Raw genomic sequence first — 17,237 nt, 5'->3', positions numbered from 1 at the left:
CACCGACCCAATGTGGGAGCGACCTGTGGCGAGGGGGCTTGCCCCGTTGGGTCGCGAAGCGGCCCCGGCATTTCAAAGTCAAACCGCACTCAACGGTTTACGACTGCTTCGCAGCCGAACGGGGCGATGCGGCGTTCCGGCAAGCCCCCTCGCCACAGTTGCCCCACACTGGGATCTTACTCATCCTTGAAATCTCGATAGAACTTCTGGCTTCGCGCAAACCTCATAGCTAACAAGTCCCCCCATTTTGGTAACAACATGGATCTTGTTATCGCGCGTCCTGAAGGTTTGTACTGCCCCGCCGGCGATTTCTATATCGACCCGTGGCGGCCAGTCGAGCGTTCGGTCATCACTCATGCTCACGGCGACCACGCCCGTACCGGCAACCAGCATTACCTGGCGGCCGCGCCCGGCGAAGGGATTTTGCGTGCGCGATTGGGCCAGGACATCAACCTGCAAACCCTGGCCTATGGCGAGCGCTTGCAGCACCACGGTGTCACCCTGAGTTTTCACCCCGCCGGCCACGTCCTCGGCTCCGCCCAGGTTCGCCTGGAATACGGCGGCGAAGTCTGGGTGGCCTCCGGGGATTACAAAATCGAGCCTGACGGCACCTGCACGCCATTCGAACCGGTGAAGTGCCATACCTTCATCACGGAGTCGACCTTTGGCCTGCCCATCTATCGCTGGCAACCCCAGGCGCAGGTCTTTGCCGAGGTCAATCAGTGGTGGCAGGCCAATGCCTCCGTCGACAAAACCAGCGTCCTGTTCTGTTATTCCTTCGGCAAGGCCCAGCGGATTCTCCACGGCATCGACGCCAGTCTCGGCCCCATCTTGGTGCATGGCGCCGTCGAACCACTGAATCGGGTGTATCGCGACAGCGGCGTTTTTATACCGCCCACGATCTATGCCGGCGATGTTCTGAAAAGCGACCCGATGATGCGCAAGGCGCTGGTCATCGCCCCGCCATCGGCCGGCGCCAGCACCTGGATGCGCCGGTTTGGCGATTACAGTGATGGCTTCGCCAGTGGCTGGATGCGCTTGCGCGGCACGCGGCGCAGACGCGGTGTCGACCGCGGTTTTGTATTGTCCGACCACGCCGACTGGCCGGGCCTGCTCTGGGCCATCGAACAGACCGGCGCCGAACGGGTGATGGTCACCCACGGTTCGGTCGGGGTGTTGGTGCGTCATCTGCGCGAACAAGGCCTCGATGCCATGGGTTTCAGCACGGAGTATGGCGACGATGAGGACGACAACGCCGCCGTCGAACCCGAGACCGCCGAGGTGCTGTCATGAAGGCATTCGCCGAGCTGTATGCCGAACTCGACGCTACCACTTCAAGCAATGCCAAACTGGCTGCGATGCAATCCTACTTCGCCCAGGCCGCCCCCGAAGACGCCGCGTGGGCGGTGTACTTCTTGTCCGGTGGACGCCCACGGCAACTGGTGCCGGTACGCGTGCTGCGTGAGCTGGCGGTCGATTTTTCCGGACTTGAGCCTTGGCTGTTCGAAGAGAGTTATCAAGCGGTCGGCGATCTGGCGGAAACGATTTCGCTGGTGCTGCCCGAAACCCTGCACAGCTCCACCGACGGGCTGGCGGTATGGATCGAAGACAAGCTGCTGCCACTGCGCGGTGAGTCCCCGGAAGTCCTCGTCGAGCGACTGCCCGCGCTCTGGGCGCAACTGGATCGCCATAGCCTGATGCTCTGCATCAAACTCATCACCGGCAGTTTCCGCGTCGGGGTTTCCAAGCTGTTGGTAACCCGTGCCCTGGCCTCCATGGCCGGGCTCGACAGCAAACGCGTGGCCCAGCGGCTGGTCGGTTACACCGACCTGTCGAATCGTCCGAGCGCGGCCAATTATCTGAAATTGATCGCACCGGAATCGTCCGACGAACATGCCCAACGCGGTGGCCAGCCCTACCCGTTTTTTTTGGCCCACGCCCTCTCACAACCGGTCGAGCAGTTCGAAGCCGTGCTCGGCCCGGCGAGCCAGTGGCAAGTGGAATGGAAGTGGGATGGCATCCGCGCTCAAGTGGTCAAGCGTGAGGGGCGCCTGTGGATCTGGTCACGCGGCGAAGAACTGGTGACCGAGCGCTTTCCCGAACTCGACAGCCTGTTGCACGGTTTGCCGGACGGGACAGTGATCGATGGTGAAATCGTCGCCTGGAAAACTCCTCGACCGAATACTGACGATGTCTTCAACCCGCAATCGCCGGCCGCTCCCGCGGTCATGCCGTTCGCCCTGTTGCAGCAGCGGATCGGCCGCAAAACCCTGGACAAGAAAATTCTCGAAGAAGTGCCCGTAGTGGTCCTCGCCTACGACCTGCTGGAATGGCAAGGCGAGGACTGGCGCAGTCAGCCTCAGGCCAAACGCCGCGCTCAACTCGATCAACTCGTCGGCACCTGCAACAACCCGGTGTTACTCACCTCACCGGTGCTGACCGGCGAAGACTGGTTTGACCTCGCCAAACAACGCGAAGCCTCCCGCAGCCTAGGCGTCGAAGGCATGATGCTCAAGGCCCGGGATGCGCTGTATGGCGTCGGCCGGACCAAGGACATGGGCGTCTGGTGGAAATGGAAAGTCGACCCCTTCAGCGTCGACGCGGTGCTGATTTATGCGCAGCGAGGCCATGGTCGCCGGGCGAATCTCTACAGCGATTACACCTTCGCGGTCTGGGACGGCCCGCCGGACGCCAGCGAACGAACCCTGGTGCCGTTCGCCAAAGCCTATTCCGGGCTGACCGATGAGGAAATGCGTCAGGTCGACAGCATCGTGCGCAAGACCACAGTGGAGAAATTCGGGCCGGTGAGCAGTGTGAAACCGAGCCTGGTGTTTGAGTTGGGATTTGAGGGCATTGCCCTGTCGAAACGCCACAAGAGCGGGATTGCCGTGCGGTTTCCGCGGATGCTGAGGTGGCGGCGGGACAAGTCGGTGGAAGAAGCAGACAACCTCGCAACGCTGCAGGATTTGTTGGGCTGAAAGAACCTTTGTGGCGAGGGAGCTTGCTCCCGTTCGGCTGCGAAGCAGTCGCAAATTTTCTACAGCGGACCGCTTCGCGCTCCAGCGGGAGCAAGCTCCCTCGCCACAGGATTTGCGTCTCCATGACCTGATTTGGTGCAGCTATTTTTCGACGCCCGATTTCGTGCACAAATCCCCTGTTGCCACTTCTTGTATCACCTTTTAAACGCTTGTTCGGGACTCTGGTTCGGAAATTGCTACTTTCATTAGGTCTTACGCTTTCCAGTAACAATAATTCTGCGCCACAAGCGCTCATATTGGTTCTTAGGGATTGAATAATGAAAAAAGCATTGCTGACCCTTTCTGCACTGGCGTTGTGCATGGCTGCTGGTTCCGCCATGGCAAAGGAATACAAAGAACTGCGTTTTGGCGTTGACCCTTCCTATGCTCCGTTTGAGTCGAAAGCGGCCGACGGCAGCCTGGTGGGCTTCGACATCGATCTGGGGAACGCGATCTGCGCCGAGCTGAAGGTCAAGTGCAAATGGGTCGAAAGCGATTTCGACGGCATGATTCCGGGTCTGAAGGCCAATAAATTCGACGGTGTGATCTCTTCGATGACCGTCACCCCGGCCCGCGAAAAAGTCATCGACTTCTCCGATGAGCTGTTCTCCGGTCCAACCGCTTACGTGTTCAAGAAGGGTTCCGGCCTGAGCGAAGACGTGGCTTCGCTGAAGGGCAAGACTGTCGGTTATGAGCAAGGCACCATCCAGGAAGCCTACGCCAAGGCCGTGCTGGACAAGGCCGGTGTGAAAACCCAGGCCTACCAGAACCAGGATCAGGTGTATTCCGACCTGATGTCGGGTCGTCTCGACGCAGCGATCCAGGACATGCTGCAAGCCGAACTGGGCTTTTTGAAGTCGCCGAAGGGTGAAGGCTACGAAGTCAGCAAGCCAGTTGACAGCGAATTGCTGCCGTCCAAAACAGCTATCGGTATCTCTAAAGGTAACAAAGACCTCAAAGAACTTTTGAATAAAGGTATCAAAGCGTTACACGACGATGGCACCTACGCCACCATTCAGAAGAAACACTTTGGCGATCTGAATCTGTACAGCGGCAAATAATGCCCGGCGCCCATCTCGCGATGGGCGCTTTTTTCACCCGATCAGGTTGCTGATTTATGTTCGAAAACCTATTACAAAACCTGGGGCTCTCAGCCTTCAGCCTCAAGGGCTTCGGTCCGTTGCTGATGGAAGGCACCTGGATGACCATCAAATTATCGGCATTGTCGCTGCTGCTGGCCGTATTGCTCGGCCTGCTCGGCGCCACCGCCAAACTGTCAAAAGTCAAACTGGTGCGGGTTCCGGCCCAGATCTACACCACGCTGATTCGCGGCGTGCCGGACCTGGTGCTGATGCTGCTGATTTTCTACAGCCTGCAAACCTGGTTGACGTCGTTTACCGATTTCATGGAATGGGAATACATCGAGATCAACCCGTTCAGCGCCGGGGTCATCACCCTGGGCTTCATTTACGGCGCGTACTTCACTGAAACCTTCCGCGGGGCGATTCTCTCGGTGCCTCGGGGTCAGGTCGAAGCCGCTACCGCTTATGGCCTCAAACGCGGCCAGCGTTTTCGAATCGTGGTGTTCCCGCAAATGATGCGTTTCGCCCTGCCGGGTATCGGTAACAACTGGATGGTGATGCTCAAGGCCACCGCGCTGGTATCGATCATCGGCCTCGCCGATTTGGTCAAGGCTGCGCAGGACGCCGGTAAAAGCACCTATCAACTGTTTTACTTCCTGGTGCTTGCCGCGCTGATTTACCTGGCCATCACCAGCGCCTCGAACTTCGTCCTGCGCTGGCTCGAACGCCGCTACGCCGCCGGTTCCCGGGAGGCCGTACGATGATCGAACTCTTGCAGGAATACTGGAAACCCTTCCTTTATACCGACGGCTACAACATCACCGGCCTGGCCATGACCATGTGGCTGCTGACCGCCTCGATCGTCATCGGCTTCCTGGTGTCGATCCCGCTGTCCATCGCCCGGGTGTCGCCGCATTTCTACATTCGCTGGCCGGTGCAGTTCTACACCTACCTGTTTCGCGGCACGCCGCTGTATATCCAGCTGCTGATTTGCTACACCGGTATCTACAGCCTGGCCGCAGTACGTGCACAACCGGTACTGGATGCGTTCTTTCGCGATGCGATGAACTGCACGATCCTGGCCTTCGCCCTGAACACCTGCGCCTACACCACGGAGATTTTCGCCGGGGCGATCCGCAGCATGGCCCACGGTGAAGTCGAAGCGGCCAAGGCCTACGGTCTGACAGGCTGGAAGCTGTATGCCTACGTGATCATGCCATCAGCCCTGCGTCGCTCGTTGCCTTATTACAGCAACGAAGTGATTCTGATGCTGCACTCGACCACTGTGGCGTTCACCGCGACCATCCCCGATATCCTGAAAGTCGCACGGGACGCCAACTCGGCGACCTTCCTGACTTTCCAGTCGTTCGGCATCGCCGCGCTGATTTACCTGACAATTACCTTTGCGCTGGTCGGCCTGTTCCGCCTCGCCGAACGCCGATGGCTGGCGTTCCTCGGGCCGACCCACTAGGACCAGGAATAAAGAGACGAACATGCGCCACCAGATACATGACTTGCTGGCCCCGCTGCCGGGGACCGCTCGACAGATTCACAGCTTCCACTTCGGCCCGACGTCGGCCAAAGGCAAGATCTACATCCAGTCGTCCCTGCACGCCGATGAAATGCCCGGCATGCTGGTGGCCTGGCACCTCAAGCAGCGTCTGGCGGAACTTGAAGCCTCCGGCCGCCTGCGCAGTAAAATCGTGCTGGTGCCAGTGGCCAATCCGGTTGGCCTGGAACAAGTGCTGATGGACGTGCCGCTGGGCCGCTACGAGCTGGAAAGCGGGCAGAACTTCAATCGCTGGTTCGTCGACTTGAGCGAAGCGGTGGGCAACGAGATCGAAGGCCAGCTTGGCGATGATCCGCAGCACAACCTCGAACTCATCCGCACCAGCCTGCGCAATGCCTTGGCGGCGCAGACTGCCGGCACGCAACTGCAATCCCAGCGCCTGACCCTGCAACGACTGGCCTGCGATGCGGACGTGGTGCTGGACCTGCATTGCGATTTCGAAGCGGTTGCCCACCTTTACACCACCCCCGAAGCCTGGCCCCAGGTCGAACCTTTGGCGCGCTACATCGGCGCGGAAGCGAGCCTGCTGGCCACCGATTCCGGCGGTCAGTCGTTCGATGAATGCTTCACCCTGCTGTGGTGGCAGTTGAAAGAGCGTTTCGGCGAACAATTCAACATTCCGCTCGGCAGCTTTTCGGTCACCGTCGAATTGCGTGGCCAGGGCGACGTCAATCACCCCCTGGCCAGCCTCGATTGCCAGGCGCTGATCGATTACCTGATTCACTTCGGCGCCATTGCCGGCGAACCGGCGCCATTACCCGAGCTGCCCTACCCCGCCACACCGTTGGCCGGCGTCGAGCCGGTGTCGACACCGGTGGGCGGCCTGCTGGTGTTCACCGCGCTGCCGGGGGAATACCTCGAGGCCGGGCAACTGATCGCCGAAATCATCGACCCGATCAACGATCGCGTCACCCCCGTTCATTGCACCGCCGCCGGCCTGATGTACGCCCGTTCGCTGCGGCGCATGGCCACTGCCGGCATGGTGATCGCGCACGTCGCGGGCACCGAGGCCTATCGCAGCGGCTACCTACTTTCGCCTTGAGGATGCATGCCCCATGTACAAACTGACCATTGAAGGCCTGCATAAAAGCTATGGCGATCATCATGTGCTCAAAGGCGTTTCACTCAAGGCCAATACAGGCGACGTCATCAGCCTGATCGGCGCCAGCGGCTCGGGCAAAAGTACCTTTTTGCGCTGCATCAACTTTCTCGAGCAACCCAACGACGGCGCCATGACACTGGATGGCCAGAACATCCGCATGATCAAGGATCGTCACGGCATGCACGTGGCCGATCCCGATGAACTCCAAAAAATCCGCACGCGCCTGGCCATGGTGTTCCAGCACTTCAACCTGTGGAGCCACATGACCGTGCTGGAAAACATCACCATGGCCCCGCGCCGGGTGCTGGGTTGCAGCAAAGAGGAAGCCGAAGACCGCGCGCGACGTTATCTCGACAAGGTCGGCCTGGCGGCACGGGTAGCGGATCAATACCCGGCGTTTCTTTCCGGTGGCCAGCAGCAACGCGTGGCGATTGCGCGCGCATTGGCCATGGAACCGGAGGTCATGCTGTTCGACGAACCGACCTCGGCACTCGACCCGGAGTTGGTGGGTGAGGTGCTTCGAGTGATCCAGGGCCTGGCTGAAGAAGGCCGGACCATGATCATGGTCACCCACGAAATGAGCTTCGCCCGCAAGGTGTCGAGCCAGGTGTTGTTTCTGCATCAGGGCCTGGTCGAGGAAGAAGGCGCGCCGGAAGACGTGCTGGGCAATCCGAAGAGCGAGCGGTTGAAGCAGTTCCTCAGCGGCAATCTCAAATAACAGAACACAAAGACCCTGTGGGAGCGGGCTTGCTCGCGAAGACGATGGCACATTCAACATCGATGTGTCTGTTACAGCGCTTTCGCGAGCAAGCCCGCTCCCACAAAAAACAAAGCAATTAAACTTGTTACATTCCGCCGCGGTCACTGAAAGAACACTTTCAGAGCGCACACCGCCGGCATGGGATCCCTCCCCGACTACGCAAAATACTGGTTCAGCGCCCGCGACTGGAAGCCGTTCGCCTTCCAGAAGCAAGTGTGGACGGCCGTTAAACGCGGTGAATCCGGGTTGCTCCACGCCAGCACCGGTGCCGGTAAAACCTATGCAGTCTGGTTTGCCGCGCTCAATCGCTTCGCCAAGTCGATCGCTCCTGTAGACCCCCCTCGCAAACGCAAACCGCTGTCCGAACCGCTGACGGTGCTGTGGATAACGCCCATGCGTGCCTTGGCCGCCGACACCGCTCGCGCCCTGGAAGCGCCGCTGCAAGACCTGCAGATCCCGTGGAGCGTCGGCCTGCGCACCGGCGACACCAGCAGCAGCGAACGTGCGCGTCAGAGCCGGCGCCTGCCCACCACGCTGATCACCACACCCGAAAGCCTGACCCTGATGCTCGCCCGTGCCGATGCGCAAACCGCGCTTTCGACCTTGCGCATGGTGGTGGTCGACGAATGGCACGAACTGCTCGGCAACAAGCGCGGCGTGCAACTGCAACTCGCTCTCGCCCGTTTGCGTCGGTGGAATCCGGAGCTGATCGTGTGGGGCGTTTCCGCGACGCTGGGTAATCAGGCCCACGCCGAACAGGTATTGATCCCACAGGGTGGCGGCATCAGCGTTCAGGGGCAGACGTCCAAGGAACTGCGAGTCGACACCTTGCTGCCGCCGGCCATCGACCGATTTCCATGGGCCGGGCACATTGGCTTGAAGATGTTGCCGCAAGTTGTCGCCGAAATAGACTCCAGCCCCAGCAGCCTGGTGTTCACCAACACCCGCGCGCAATCCGAGATCTGGTATCAGGCCTTGCTCGAGGCGCGCCCCGATTGGGCCGGGTTGATCGCCTTGCATCACAGCTCACTGTCGCGAGACACCCGCGACTGGGTCGAGCGGGCGCTGAAGGACGGTCAGCTTAAAGCGGTAGTTTGCACCTCAAGCCTGGACCTTGGGGTGGATTTCCTGCCAGTGGAACGGGTGCTGCAAATCGGCTCGGCCAAAGGCGTGGCGCGCCTGATGCAGCGTGCCGGGCGTTCCGGTCATGCACCGGGGCGTGTGTCACGGGTGACGCTGGTGCCGACTCACAGCCTGGAACTGATCGAAGCAGTGGCGGCTCAAGACGCCGTGGAGCAACGCCGTATCGAGCCTCGCCAGTCGCCGCACAAACCGCTGGATGTGTTGGTCCAGCACCTGGTCAGCATGGCGTTGGGTGGTGGGTTTGTGCCCGATGAATTGTATGAAGAAGTCCGTGGCGCCTGGGCCTATCGAGACCTCTCCGTGGAGGATTGGACCTGGGTGCTGGCGTTCGTACGCCATGGCGGACTTTCTCTGACAGCCTACCCGGATTACCGCCGGGTCGAGCCTGATGAGCAGGGCGTCTGGCGCGTACCGGATGCGCGGCTGGCGCGCCGCCATCGCATGAGCATCGGCACCATCGTCAGCGATGCGAGCATCCAGTTGAAATTCTGGAGCAAGGGTGGTGGTGGCAAGCAGTTGGGCAGTGTCGAAGAAGGCTTTATTGCGCGGCTCAAACCGGGCGACGGTTTTCTGTTCGCGGGGCGCTTGCTGGAGTTGGTGCGGGTGGAAAACATGACCGCTTACGTCAAACGCAGCACCGCGAAAAAAGCCGCGGTGCCGCGCTGGAATGGCGGGCGGATGCCCCTTTCCAACGAACTGGCGCAGGCGGTGGTCGCGCGTTTCAGCGCGGCAGAGCAAGGCGAGTTCATTGGCCCGGAAATGCGAGCGTTGCGCCCACTGCTGGAGGTGCAACAGCGCTGGTCCGGGCTGCCGACCTCGAAGTCGTTGCTGGCCGAAGCGCTGAAATCCCGCGAAGGCTGGCACCTGTTCCTTTACCCCTTTGCCGGACGCCAAGTGCATCTGGGGCTGGCGAGTTTGCTCGCGTGGCGGGTCAGCCAGCAGCAGGCGGTAACGTTTTCCATCGCGGTCAACGATTACGGTCTGGAATTGCTCAGCGCCACGGCTGTGGACTGGTCGAAAGTTTTGAACCCCGGACTGTTGAGTCCCGAGCATTTGTTGGAAGACGTGCTCGCCAGTTTGAATGCCGGCGAACTCGCGCTTCGTCGCTTTAGGGAAATCGCGCGAATTGCCGGGTTGGTGTTTGCCGGCTACCCCGGAACACCGAAAAGCACGCGGCAGGTTCAAGCCTCCAGCGGACTGTTCTTCGAGGTGTTCAAGCAGTACGACGCGGGGAATCTGTTACTGGCTCAGGCCGGAGAAGAAGTCCTACGGGAAGAACTGGATATTCACCGCCTGGAACAGACGTTGGCACGCATCAATCAGCTGAAATTGGACCTGCATCACCTGAAACGTCCTACACCATTGGGGTTTCCCCTGTTGGTTGAGCGCATGCGGGAAAGCATGAGCTCAGAAAAACTCGCTGACCGTATCCGCCGCATGGTCACCGACCTTGAGAAAACCGCCGAAACCGGGAAACCCTGATGAGTACGCCCTATCCCGTGCGACTGGCCGGTGAAGAACTGTGGTTGCTGCCGGAAAAAGCCATCTACTGGCCGGCGCAACAAGCCCTGCTGATCGCCGACGTGCATTTTGGTAAAGCGGCGGCGTATCGAAGCCTGGGTCAGCCAGTGCCCCATGGCACCACTGCCAGCAATGTCGCAGTGCTGGACGGGCTATTGGCCGCTCTGCCCTGCCGTCAGCTGATTTTCCTGGGGGACTTTCTGCACGGACCTGGCTCCCATGCCACCGGCACGTTAAGCGCACTGGCGGATTGGCGGGCGCGGCACCCGGACCTGCCGATGACGCTGATCCGCGGCAACCACGACAAACGCGCCGGGGACCCGCCAGCCTCGTTGCACATACGCGTGGTGCCTGAGCCGTTGTTGCTTGGGCCGTTTGCCTTGCAACATGAGCCCGATCCACATCCGCAGCGGCATGTGCTCGCAGGGCATGTGCATCCGGTCTATCGGCTGAACGGCAGAGGTCGGCAGCGTTTGCGCCTGGCGTGTTTCAGATTGGGGGAGCAGGTCAGCCTGCTTCCGGCTTTTGGCGCGTTCACTGGTGGGTATCAGGTCGATCGGAACGACAGCTGCAGGATTTTTGTCATCGGCGACAACGAAATATGGCCAGTCAGCTGAAGTCTTCAGGGACTACAGCTGACTGGCCATTTCATTTTCGACGGCAGATACGGCAGATCACGCTACGGGCGCGGGAGGCGGCTCATCCGGCAGGGTGGGCTCACCAGGCTCGGTAGGTTGCTCGTTGGGCGTATCGGGATCAGGCTGGCCGGGGATGCCCCCTGCCATGCTGATAGGTGGATGTGCCAACAAGGACCAGGCCAACACGCCAATCTGATTGGGCTCAAGCCTTGCCAGTTCGGCACTTATTTGCGGATCGATCTTCATAAAGCACTCCTGAGCGATGGCCCCGTCCGCTGTACGCGAACCGGGCAGTACACCCAATAGAGTGTCTACCCGCTGAAGAATTCCCGCGACCTGCCAGATGAATGGATCAGGTGCGTGGCAGAGTCACGCCACGTTGGCCCTGATACTTGCCGCCACGGTCCTTATAGGACACTTCGCACTCTTCGTCGGATTCAAGGAACAGCATCTGCGCCACGCCTTCGTTGGCATAGATTTTCGCCGGCAGGTTAGTGGTGTTCGAGAACTCCAGGGTCACGTGCCCCTCCCACTCAGGCTCAAGCGGGGTGACGTTGACGATGATGCCGCAGCGGGCGTAGGTGCTTTTACCCAGGCAGATGGTCAATACGTTGCGCGGAATACGGAAGTATTCGACGGTACTGGCCAGGGCGAAAGAGTTCGGCGGGATGATGCAGACGTCGCTATGAATGTCGACGAAGCTGCCGGCGTCGAAATTTTTCGGGTCGACAATGGCCGAATTTATATTGGTGAACACCTTGAAATGACTAGTGCAACGAACGTCGTAGCCGTAACTCGACACGCCGTAAGAGATCACACGGTTATCGTCGCTGCCGCGCACCTGGCGCTCGACGAACGGCTCGATCATGCCGTGCTCTTGCGCCATGCGGCGAATCCACTTGTCCGATTTGATGCTCATGGCGGGTGTCCTGAATAGCGAGGTGGAAAAATTCTGTCCGGCATCTTACCGGGCGCGCGCTCCGGGTTCAAAGTCCGGGGCACAATTCTCGCCGATCCCCCGTGATAACTGGGCCTTCACCACAAATCGATGCACCGTCAGTCATGAAAACAGAGAAACCTTCGCAGGAAGCATTGGCACGTTCCGGAAAAAGGGTTAAGGTGGCGCCACTGTGCTGCTTGTGTCACTGAGAATCTCTACACGATATGTTGAATTTCGATCCAACCATCTACAAGAATTTTTCCTGCTCTTTGCACTCAGTCTCGGCCAGGGTTCTTCCTGCGTCGCAGTTATCTTTGTTCAAGGAGTTACACCATGTCTAATCGCCAAACTGGTACCGTTAAGTGGTTCAACGATGAAAAAGGCTTCGGCTTCATCACTCCACAATCCGGTGACGACCTGTTCGTTCACTTCAAAGCTATCCAATCCGACGGCTTCAAAAGCCTGAAAGAAGGCCAACAGGTTTCTTTCATCGCTACCCGCGGTCAGAAAGGCATGCAAGCTGAAGAAGTTCAAGTTATCTAACTTGTACTTGCTTTAGTAAAAGGCCCCGCCCTCAAAAGCGGGGCTTTTTTGTGCCCGAATGTTTTGCATCGCCCTATCTAAGCTTCACCTCTATATGATTCGCGCCCTGGAAAATCACATGGAAGTAGCAGGATGCAATTCATCTCCTGGAAGTTATTCAGTGCCGCGCTCCTAATTCTCGCGCAACCTCTCACAAACCACGCAAAAAGCCCCACCGACCACCCGACAGTGATCGTCGGCATGAACCCTCGTGCAACCTATTTGGCGAAGGGTCCTGAAGTAAATGGTCACTCCTCTATTCAGCTCAGAGCAGCCGCACTCCTAACACTTTCCACTCCTCACGCTTGCGGGAGTAATGAGGTGTACCTTACTCCGGAGTCACTCGGCATCCCTGGCGAGTCGTTTCGCCGCGCACTCGGTGAAATCCAGGATTTGATCGACCAGAAGATCCCACTATTAATTACGCTTTCTACTTGCGAACGCAAACGTGCTTTCTTTGAAAAGGTGCGTCCTTGCACATCGGAAGAATGTGGCGATCTGATGAACCCTTTGGTTGATGGCAAGCTCTACCTAGACGAGCGTTTTGCGCCTATCGGCAAGGACCAAGCATCCTTCTATTTGAAGATGCCAATGCCCTACGACGCCGACCAGAAGGCATGGAAAGCGGAAGTCTTCTACGTCGACACCCAAACCCTACGTCGCGACTATTTTGTCGACGCAGAGGATTTTGTTTCAGGCAGCCCTGTCCTCACCTCCAAAGCGTACTACCCAAGCGGAAAACTCCGCCGGATCCAGCAGAACGACGCAAATGGTTTGCGCCAAGGCGAGGCCCTGACACAATCCGAAACCGGTATCGTCATCAAGCGTGAAAACTATCTGAACAACAAGCTGGAAGGCTGGCAGACCATTTATCACGACAACGGCAAGATCGCAGAGTCGTACAACTGGCACCAAGGCAAGCGGGTGGATGGCGAATACCTCGAATACGACGAAAACGGTGCACTGATCGGCCGCACCAATTACAAAAATGATGCCTGGGATGGTCCCGCTTTGAGTTACCACCCAAACGGACAGCTCAAAAGCAGCACTATGTTCGTCGCGGGTAAAGCTCAAGGCCCGAGCCCCATATACTTTGAAAACGGTGCCATCGAAACCACCAGAAACTATCTGGACGGTAGCCCTGACGGCTGGCTGGTCGATTACTTCCTTAGCGGAAAAACGAAAGAAAAGGCGTTTTATCAGAATGAAACCAGGCGCAGCTATGCCAGATGGAACGAGCAGGGTGTGCAAACATTTCAATGGCAATGGGATGAACAGAATAGAAAACAGGGCGACTTCAAGGAATGGTATGCAGATGGCCAGCTAAAGAATCATAAGATTTACAAGGACGACAAATTACAAGGGCTCGCCTTGACCTGGCACGAAAACGGCCAACTAGCATCTTCCTCACCCAGTTAGACGATAATCCTCATGGACTAAGTCAATATTGGAAAAGAGACGGAAGCCTTAGCTTTGAATGTCGGTACGAAGCCGGCGTCCGCCAGGGTGAATGCATCCGACCGGACAGAAGCTGATAATTCATTCACTCTAAACATTGAAAAAATGCAGACGACTTGACTGCCGACAAACGAAAAAAGCCCCGCAACCAGATTGATTGCGGGGCTTTGCTTGGAAGCGATAGCGGCCTTTACCAGGCTACGCCAAACCCTGCGGTGTATCGGGTCTTGTCCAGATCGGCATCGTCGGTGCCGCTGATGATATCTCGCTCAGCCTTGAGGTTAAGCGATGCCCACTCGGTGACTTTGTAGCGCAAGCCCATTTCGGCATCGAGCGCGTAATCGGCCACGCCCGACAGCGGCTTGCCCACTTCACCATTGGTGAAGAACTCAACCTTCTTGCCGATCAGGTAACGGTTGTAATCCCACTTCATCGCCAGGGAATAGAAGTTTTCCTTGCTGCCGTCGGAGAACTGATAGTCCGTACGGTTGACCAGCGAGCCCAGGGAGAATGCGCCTAGCTCGTTATCCCAGAACTGGTAACCCGGACCGGTACCCACGGTGCGCTGACGGGAGAGGTCTTCAACCTTGTCACGTTTATAGACCGCGCGACCTTGCCAGAACCATTTCTCGGTCAGGAAGCGATCGAGCGAGTATTCGCCCCGCCAGTTATCAGTGGTGACCACGTCATCCTGGAATTCGCGGTTGTACTCGCCTTCCGCGATATGACGCCATTTGCCATGGCGCGCAGTGGTTTTGAAGTCGATGTCGTAGTCATCGGTATCTTTTTCCGCCCGCTGGTAATCCAGCGCCGCGTCGATATTCCCCTTCCACACAAGGTCTTCGACCACCGGCTTGGGCTTGAGGATCTGCTGGATACTGGCCAACTCGACCGTCTTGGGTGCCTCGCCGTTTTCCAGCGTCACCTTGCCATCGTCTGCCGCATGCAGCGACTTGGCTTTCTCGCCGGTGTAGGCATCCTGCTTGACCAACAATTCCTGATCGCTTTCCAGGGTCTTGACCTGTTTCCAGTCGATCGGGACCGCACCGGCATACTCGGTCTGGATCAGCAATTTACCGCCATCGAACAGCGTGATCTTGCCGCTCAATTTGTCACCGTTTTTCAACCAGACGGTATCAGCGAGCAACGGCGTGGAGGCACTGAGGACAGCGAGGCACAGCAGGGTTCTGGACACCATAAGCAGATACAGGCTCAAGTTTGCGAAAAAAAGTCGGCATTATCCCTGAGAATAAGACCCTAGCAAGGACTGACCCGACTATTTCTATTGAGTTCATTTCTCAATTGCCAATCCACGACTTACTCTACAAACGGTAAGGCGACCTTTTCAGGAACCACGGACGTGACCGACCCAACCGTTGAAACCGAAAGTGCGGCGCAAATTCGACGCACGGCGCTCTACTTGACACTCGCGCAGGTGCCCGAGGGCAAAGTGGTGAGCTATGGTCAACTGGCCGAGCTAGCCGGATTGGGCCGCGCCGCGCGCTGGGTCGGACGCACATTAAGCCAACTGCCCGGCGACACTAAACTGCCGTGGCATCGCGTACTGGGGGCCGGTGGCCGGATCAGCCTGCCCGTGGGCAGTCCCTCGGGGGATGAACAGCGCGCGCGATTGCGCTCCGAAGGTGTCAGTATCCTGAACAATCGTGTTGATATTCAGCGCCATGGCTGGCGCCCGGTAGAGCACAGCGGTTAGAGTGCGCGCTTTGTTTCCGTAATTCTTGAGGCAGACTCCAGCCCATGCCCCCTAAAACCTGGCGCGCCGCGCTCGCCGCCTATGCCAGCCCCTCGACGCTTGTGTTGTTGTTGCTTGGTTTCGCCGCCGGCTTGCCCTACATGCTGGTATTTTCGACGCTTTCCGTCTGGCTTCGTGAGGCCGGTGTGGCCCGCGAAACCATCGGTTATGCAAGCCTGATCGGCTTGGCCTATGCCTTTAAATGGGTCTGGTCCCCGCTGCTCGACCAATGGCGCCTGCCATTCCTCGGCAAGCTCGGTCGACGACGCTCCTGGCTGGTGCTGTCCCAGGCTCTGGTGATCCTCGGCCTGATCGGGATGGGTTTCTGCGACCCGCAAAAGCATTTGTCCTGGCTGATCGCCATCGCCGTGGTCGTTGCCTTCGCCTCGGCGACGCAAGACATCGCGGTTGACGCCTATCGCCTGGAAATCGCCGACGACACTCGTCAGGCCGCGCTCGCAGCCAGCTATATGTCTGGCTATCGGATCGCCGCATTGCTGGCGACGGCCGGCGCGCTGTTCTTTGCCGAAGGCTTCGGCTCCACCGGCTTCAACTACAAGCATTCGGCCTGGGCCGGCACCTACGTATTGTTTGGCGCCCTGATGGTTCCGGCACTGCTGACCACGCTGTTCATGCGCGAACCGCCCGTGCCCCTGCGCACCCAACTTCAAGCCGGTCGCTACAGCTTCATGCATCAACTGATGTCGGTATTCGTGCTGATCGTGCTGCTGGTGTCCGTGCCCGCCATGTTCACCCAGCTCTACAACACTGATTTCGCCAGCGTGCTGTTCGAAGGCGTGAGCCCGCTCGACCTGCTGCTCGAAGACCGCGCCTTCCTGCGGGCCATCCTCTACACCACGCTTACGTTTATGTGCCTGTCGGCCATGGGACGCCGTGGCTTGGCGCCGGTGCTGACGCCAATCAACGACTTCATTCTGCGGTACCGCTGGCAGGCGTTCCTGTTGCTCGGGTTGATCGCCACCTACCGCATGTCCGACACGGTCATGGGTGTGATGGCCAACGTGTTCTACATCGACCAGGGCTTCACCAAGGATCAGATCGCCAGCGTCAGCAAAATCTTCGGCCTGATCATGACCCTGGTCGGCGCCGGCATGGGCGGCTTGCTGATCGTGCGTTTCGGTATCTTGCCGATCCTGCTGATCGGCGGCATCGCGTCGGCTGGCACCAACCTGCTGTTCCTGATGCTCGCCGACATGGGCGCCAACCTGAACATGCTGATCCTGACTATTTCCCTGGACAACTTCAGCTCGGGCCTGGCGACATCGGCGTTCGTCGCCTACCTGTCGAGCCTGACCAACCTCAAATTCTCGGCCACCCAATACGCCCTGCTCAGCTCCATCATGCTCCTGCTGCCGCGCCTGATCGGCGGCTATTCAGGGGTCATGGTGGAGAAATTCGGTTACCACAACTTCTTCCTGATCACGGCGCTGCTGGGTGTTCCGACCCTGCTGTTGATCGCCCTGCACTGGTTCCAGGAGAGCCGCCGTGCGGGCCCGACGCCGACACCCGAACCGGTGCCGACCCAGGTCGCAGAAGAATCGTAGGACATTTCGCAGAGGGCGCGACGATTCCCGCCCTCGTGCCACACCGCCGACCGCACGCCTGTACGCCAGCGGATCTCGCCCGTACAATGCTCCGTCATTTCTCGTC

General features: G+C 58.8%; 16 protein-coding genes. 13 read left to right on the top strand and 3 right to left on the bottom strand.

From position 1 onward, the window contains the following. Positions 1-258: 258 nt before the first annotated feature. The 9 genes from DJ564_RS07275 (at position 259) to pdeM (ending at position 10,812) form a co-directional block, all read left to right on the top strand. Entirely contained in the window at positions 259-1,293 is a 1,035-nt protein-coding gene (locus DJ564_RS07275) for a ligase-associated DNA damage response exonuclease (RefSeq protein WP_109628276.1), read from the top strand. After that, complete coding sequence (locus tag DJ564_RS07270; protein WP_109628275.1) at positions 1,290-2,978, top strand: ATP-dependent DNA ligase; 1,689 nt, start codon at positions 1,290-1,292, stop codon at positions 2,976-2,978. Before DJ564_RS07275 ends, DJ564_RS07270 begins: the two co-directional genes overlap by 4 nt. A 317-nt stretch (positions 2,979-3,295) precedes the next feature. Further along, a complete protein-coding gene (locus tag DJ564_RS07265; protein WP_109628274.1) occupies positions 3,296-4,078 on the top strand; it encodes a transporter substrate-binding domain-containing protein in 783 nt (260 codons plus the stop codon). Positions 4,079-4,134: 56 nt separating this feature from the next. Further along, positions 4,135-4,863: an ABC transporter permease gene (locus DJ564_RS07260; RefSeq protein ID WP_109628273.1), complete on the top strand. Its 729-nt coding sequence runs from the start codon at positions 4,135-4,137 to the stop codon at positions 4,861-4,863. Further along, a complete protein-coding gene (locus DJ564_RS07255) occupies positions 4,860-5,570 on the top strand; it encodes an ABC transporter permease (protein WP_109628272.1) in 711 nt (236 codons plus the stop codon). The genes DJ564_RS07260 and DJ564_RS07255 overlap by 4 nt, the downstream gene beginning before the upstream one ends. 22 nt (positions 5,571-5,592) lie before the next feature. Further along, positions 5,593-6,711, top strand: coding sequence for a succinylglutamate desuccinylase/aspartoacylase family protein (locus tag DJ564_RS07250; protein WP_109628271.1), 1,119 nt, complete (start codon positions 5,593-5,595; stop codon positions 6,709-6,711). 13 nt (positions 6,712-6,724) lie between these two features. Further along, the gene (locus DJ564_RS07245; RefSeq protein ID WP_109628270.1) at positions 6,725-7,489 is read left to right on the top strand and encodes an ABC transporter ATP-binding protein; all 765 of its coding nucleotides are present in this window, start codon (positions 6,725-6,727) and stop codon (positions 7,487-7,489) included. A 180-nt stretch (positions 7,490-7,669) separates the two neighbouring features. Next, positions 7,670-10,156, top strand: coding sequence for a ligase-associated DNA damage response DEXH box helicase (locus DJ564_RS07240; RefSeq protein WP_109628269.1), 2,487 nt, complete (start codon positions 7,670-7,672; stop codon positions 10,154-10,156). Further along, entirely contained in the window at positions 10,156-10,812 is a 657-nt protein-coding gene (gene pdeM / locus DJ564_RS07235) for a ligase-associated DNA damage response endonuclease PdeM (RefSeq protein ID WP_109628268.1), read from the top strand. The genes DJ564_RS07240 and pdeM overlap by 1 nt, the downstream gene beginning before the upstream one ends. A gap of 57 nt (positions 10,813-10,869) precedes the next feature. Here pdeM and DJ564_RS07230 read toward each other — a convergent pair whose 3' ends face one another. Together DJ564_RS07230 and dcd are read right to left on the bottom strand one after the other, a co-directional pair. After that, a complete protein-coding gene (locus DJ564_RS07230; protein WP_109628267.1) occupies positions 10,870-11,079 on the bottom strand; it encodes a hypothetical protein in 210 nt (69 codons plus the stop codon). A 106-nt stretch (positions 11,080-11,185) separates the two neighbouring features. After that, the gene (gene dcd / locus DJ564_RS07225; RefSeq protein ID WP_010462661.1) at positions 11,186-11,752 is read right to left on the bottom strand and encodes a dCTP deaminase; all 567 of its coding nucleotides are present in this window, start codon (positions 11,750-11,752) and stop codon (positions 11,186-11,188) included. Between the two features lie 354 nt (positions 11,753-12,106). Here dcd and DJ564_RS07220 point away from each other — a divergent pair, with 354 nt between their 5' ends. Both DJ564_RS07220 and DJ564_RS07215 read left to right on the top strand, forming a co-directional pair. Further along, complete coding sequence (locus DJ564_RS07220; RefSeq protein WP_002554837.1) at positions 12,107-12,316, top strand: cold-shock protein; 210 nt, start codon at positions 12,107-12,109, stop codon at positions 12,314-12,316. A gap of 132 nt (positions 12,317-12,448) precedes the next feature. Then, positions 12,449-13,774, top strand: a complete 1,326-nt coding sequence (locus DJ564_RS07215) for a toxin-antitoxin system YwqK family antitoxin (RefSeq protein ID WP_256597479.1) — start codon at positions 12,449-12,451, stop codon at positions 13,772-13,774. A gap of 229 nt (positions 13,775-14,003) precedes the next feature. Here the strand turns inward: DJ564_RS07215 and DJ564_RS07210 are convergent, their stop codons facing one another. Beyond that, a complete protein-coding gene (locus tag DJ564_RS07210) occupies positions 14,004-15,011 on the bottom strand; it encodes a DUF481 domain-containing protein (RefSeq protein ID WP_109628266.1) in 1,008 nt (335 codons plus the stop codon). A 162-nt stretch (positions 15,012-15,173) separates the two neighbouring features. Here DJ564_RS07210 and DJ564_RS07205 point away from each other — a divergent pair, with 162 nt between their 5' ends. Further along, positions 15,174-15,527 (top strand): MGMT family protein, encoded by a 354-nt coding sequence (locus tag DJ564_RS07205; RefSeq protein ID WP_109628265.1) that lies wholly within the window; start codon positions 15,174-15,176, stop codon positions 15,525-15,527. A gap of 44 nt (positions 15,528-15,571) precedes the next feature. Beyond that, positions 15,572-17,131: an AmpG family muropeptide MFS transporter gene (locus DJ564_RS07200; RefSeq protein ID WP_109628264.1), complete on the top strand. Its 1,560-nt coding sequence runs from the start codon at positions 15,572-15,574 to the stop codon at positions 17,129-17,131. The last annotated feature ends 106 nt before the right edge of the window (positions 17,132-17,237 follow it).

Source organism: Pseudomonas sp. 31-12, assembly GCF_003151075.1.
Taxonomy (GTDB): Bacteria; Pseudomonadota; Gammaproteobacteria; order Pseudomonadales; family Pseudomonadaceae; genus Aquipseudomonas.
The sequence above is the reverse complement of the archived record's forward strand: the minus strand, read 5'-3'. Positions and strand labels throughout refer to the sequence as shown.

Coding starts and splice junctions, on each gene's coding strand:
- DJ564_RS07255 (WP_109628272.1), top strand. CDS start 4,860: ATGATCGAACTCTTGCAGGAATACTGGAAACCCTTCCTTTATACCGAC.
- DJ564_RS07200 (WP_109628264.1), top strand. CDS start 15,572: ATGCCCCCTAAAACCTGGCGCGCCGCGCTCGCCGCCTATGCCAGCCCC.
- DJ564_RS07245 (WP_109628270.1), top strand. CDS start 6,725: ATGTACAAACTGACCATTGAAGGCCTGCATAAAAGCTATGGCGATCAT.
- DJ564_RS07260 (WP_109628273.1), top strand. CDS start 4,135: ATGTTCGAAAACCTATTACAAAACCTGGGGCTCTCAGCCTTCAGCCTC.
- DJ564_RS07230 (WP_109628267.1), bottom strand. CDS start 11,079: ATGAAGATCGATCCGCAAATAAGTGCCGAACTGGCAAGGCTTGAGCCC.
- DJ564_RS07250 (WP_109628271.1), top strand. CDS start 5,593: ATGCGCCACCAGATACATGACTTGCTGGCCCCGCTGCCGGGGACCGCT.
- DJ564_RS07220 (WP_002554837.1), top strand. CDS start 12,107: ATGTCTAATCGCCAAACTGGTACCGTTAAGTGGTTCAACGATGAAAAA.
- pdeM (WP_109628268.1), top strand. CDS start 10,156: ATGAGTACGCCCTATCCCGTGCGACTGGCCGGTGAAGAACTGTGGTTG.
- DJ564_RS07275 (WP_109628276.1), top strand. CDS start 259: ATGGATCTTGTTATCGCGCGTCCTGAAGGTTTGTACTGCCCCGCCGGC.
- DJ564_RS07270 (WP_109628275.1), top strand. CDS start 1,290: ATGAAGGCATTCGCCGAGCTGTATGCCGAACTCGACGCTACCACTTCA.
- DJ564_RS07210 (WP_109628266.1), bottom strand. CDS start 15,011: ATGGTGTCCAGAACCCTGCTGTGCCTCGCTGTCCTCAGTGCCTCCACG.
- DJ564_RS07265 (WP_109628274.1), top strand. CDS start 3,296: ATGAAAAAAGCATTGCTGACCCTTTCTGCACTGGCGTTGTGCATGGCT.
- DJ564_RS07215 (WP_256597479.1), top strand. CDS start 12,449: ATGCAATTCATCTCCTGGAAGTTATTCAGTGCCGCGCTCCTAATTCTC.
- dcd (WP_010462661.1), bottom strand. CDS start 11,752: ATGAGCATCAAATCGGACAAGTGGATTCGCCGCATGGCGCAAGAGCAC.
- DJ564_RS07240 (WP_109628269.1), top strand. CDS start 7,670: ATGGGATCCCTCCCCGACTACGCAAAATACTGGTTCAGCGCCCGCGAC.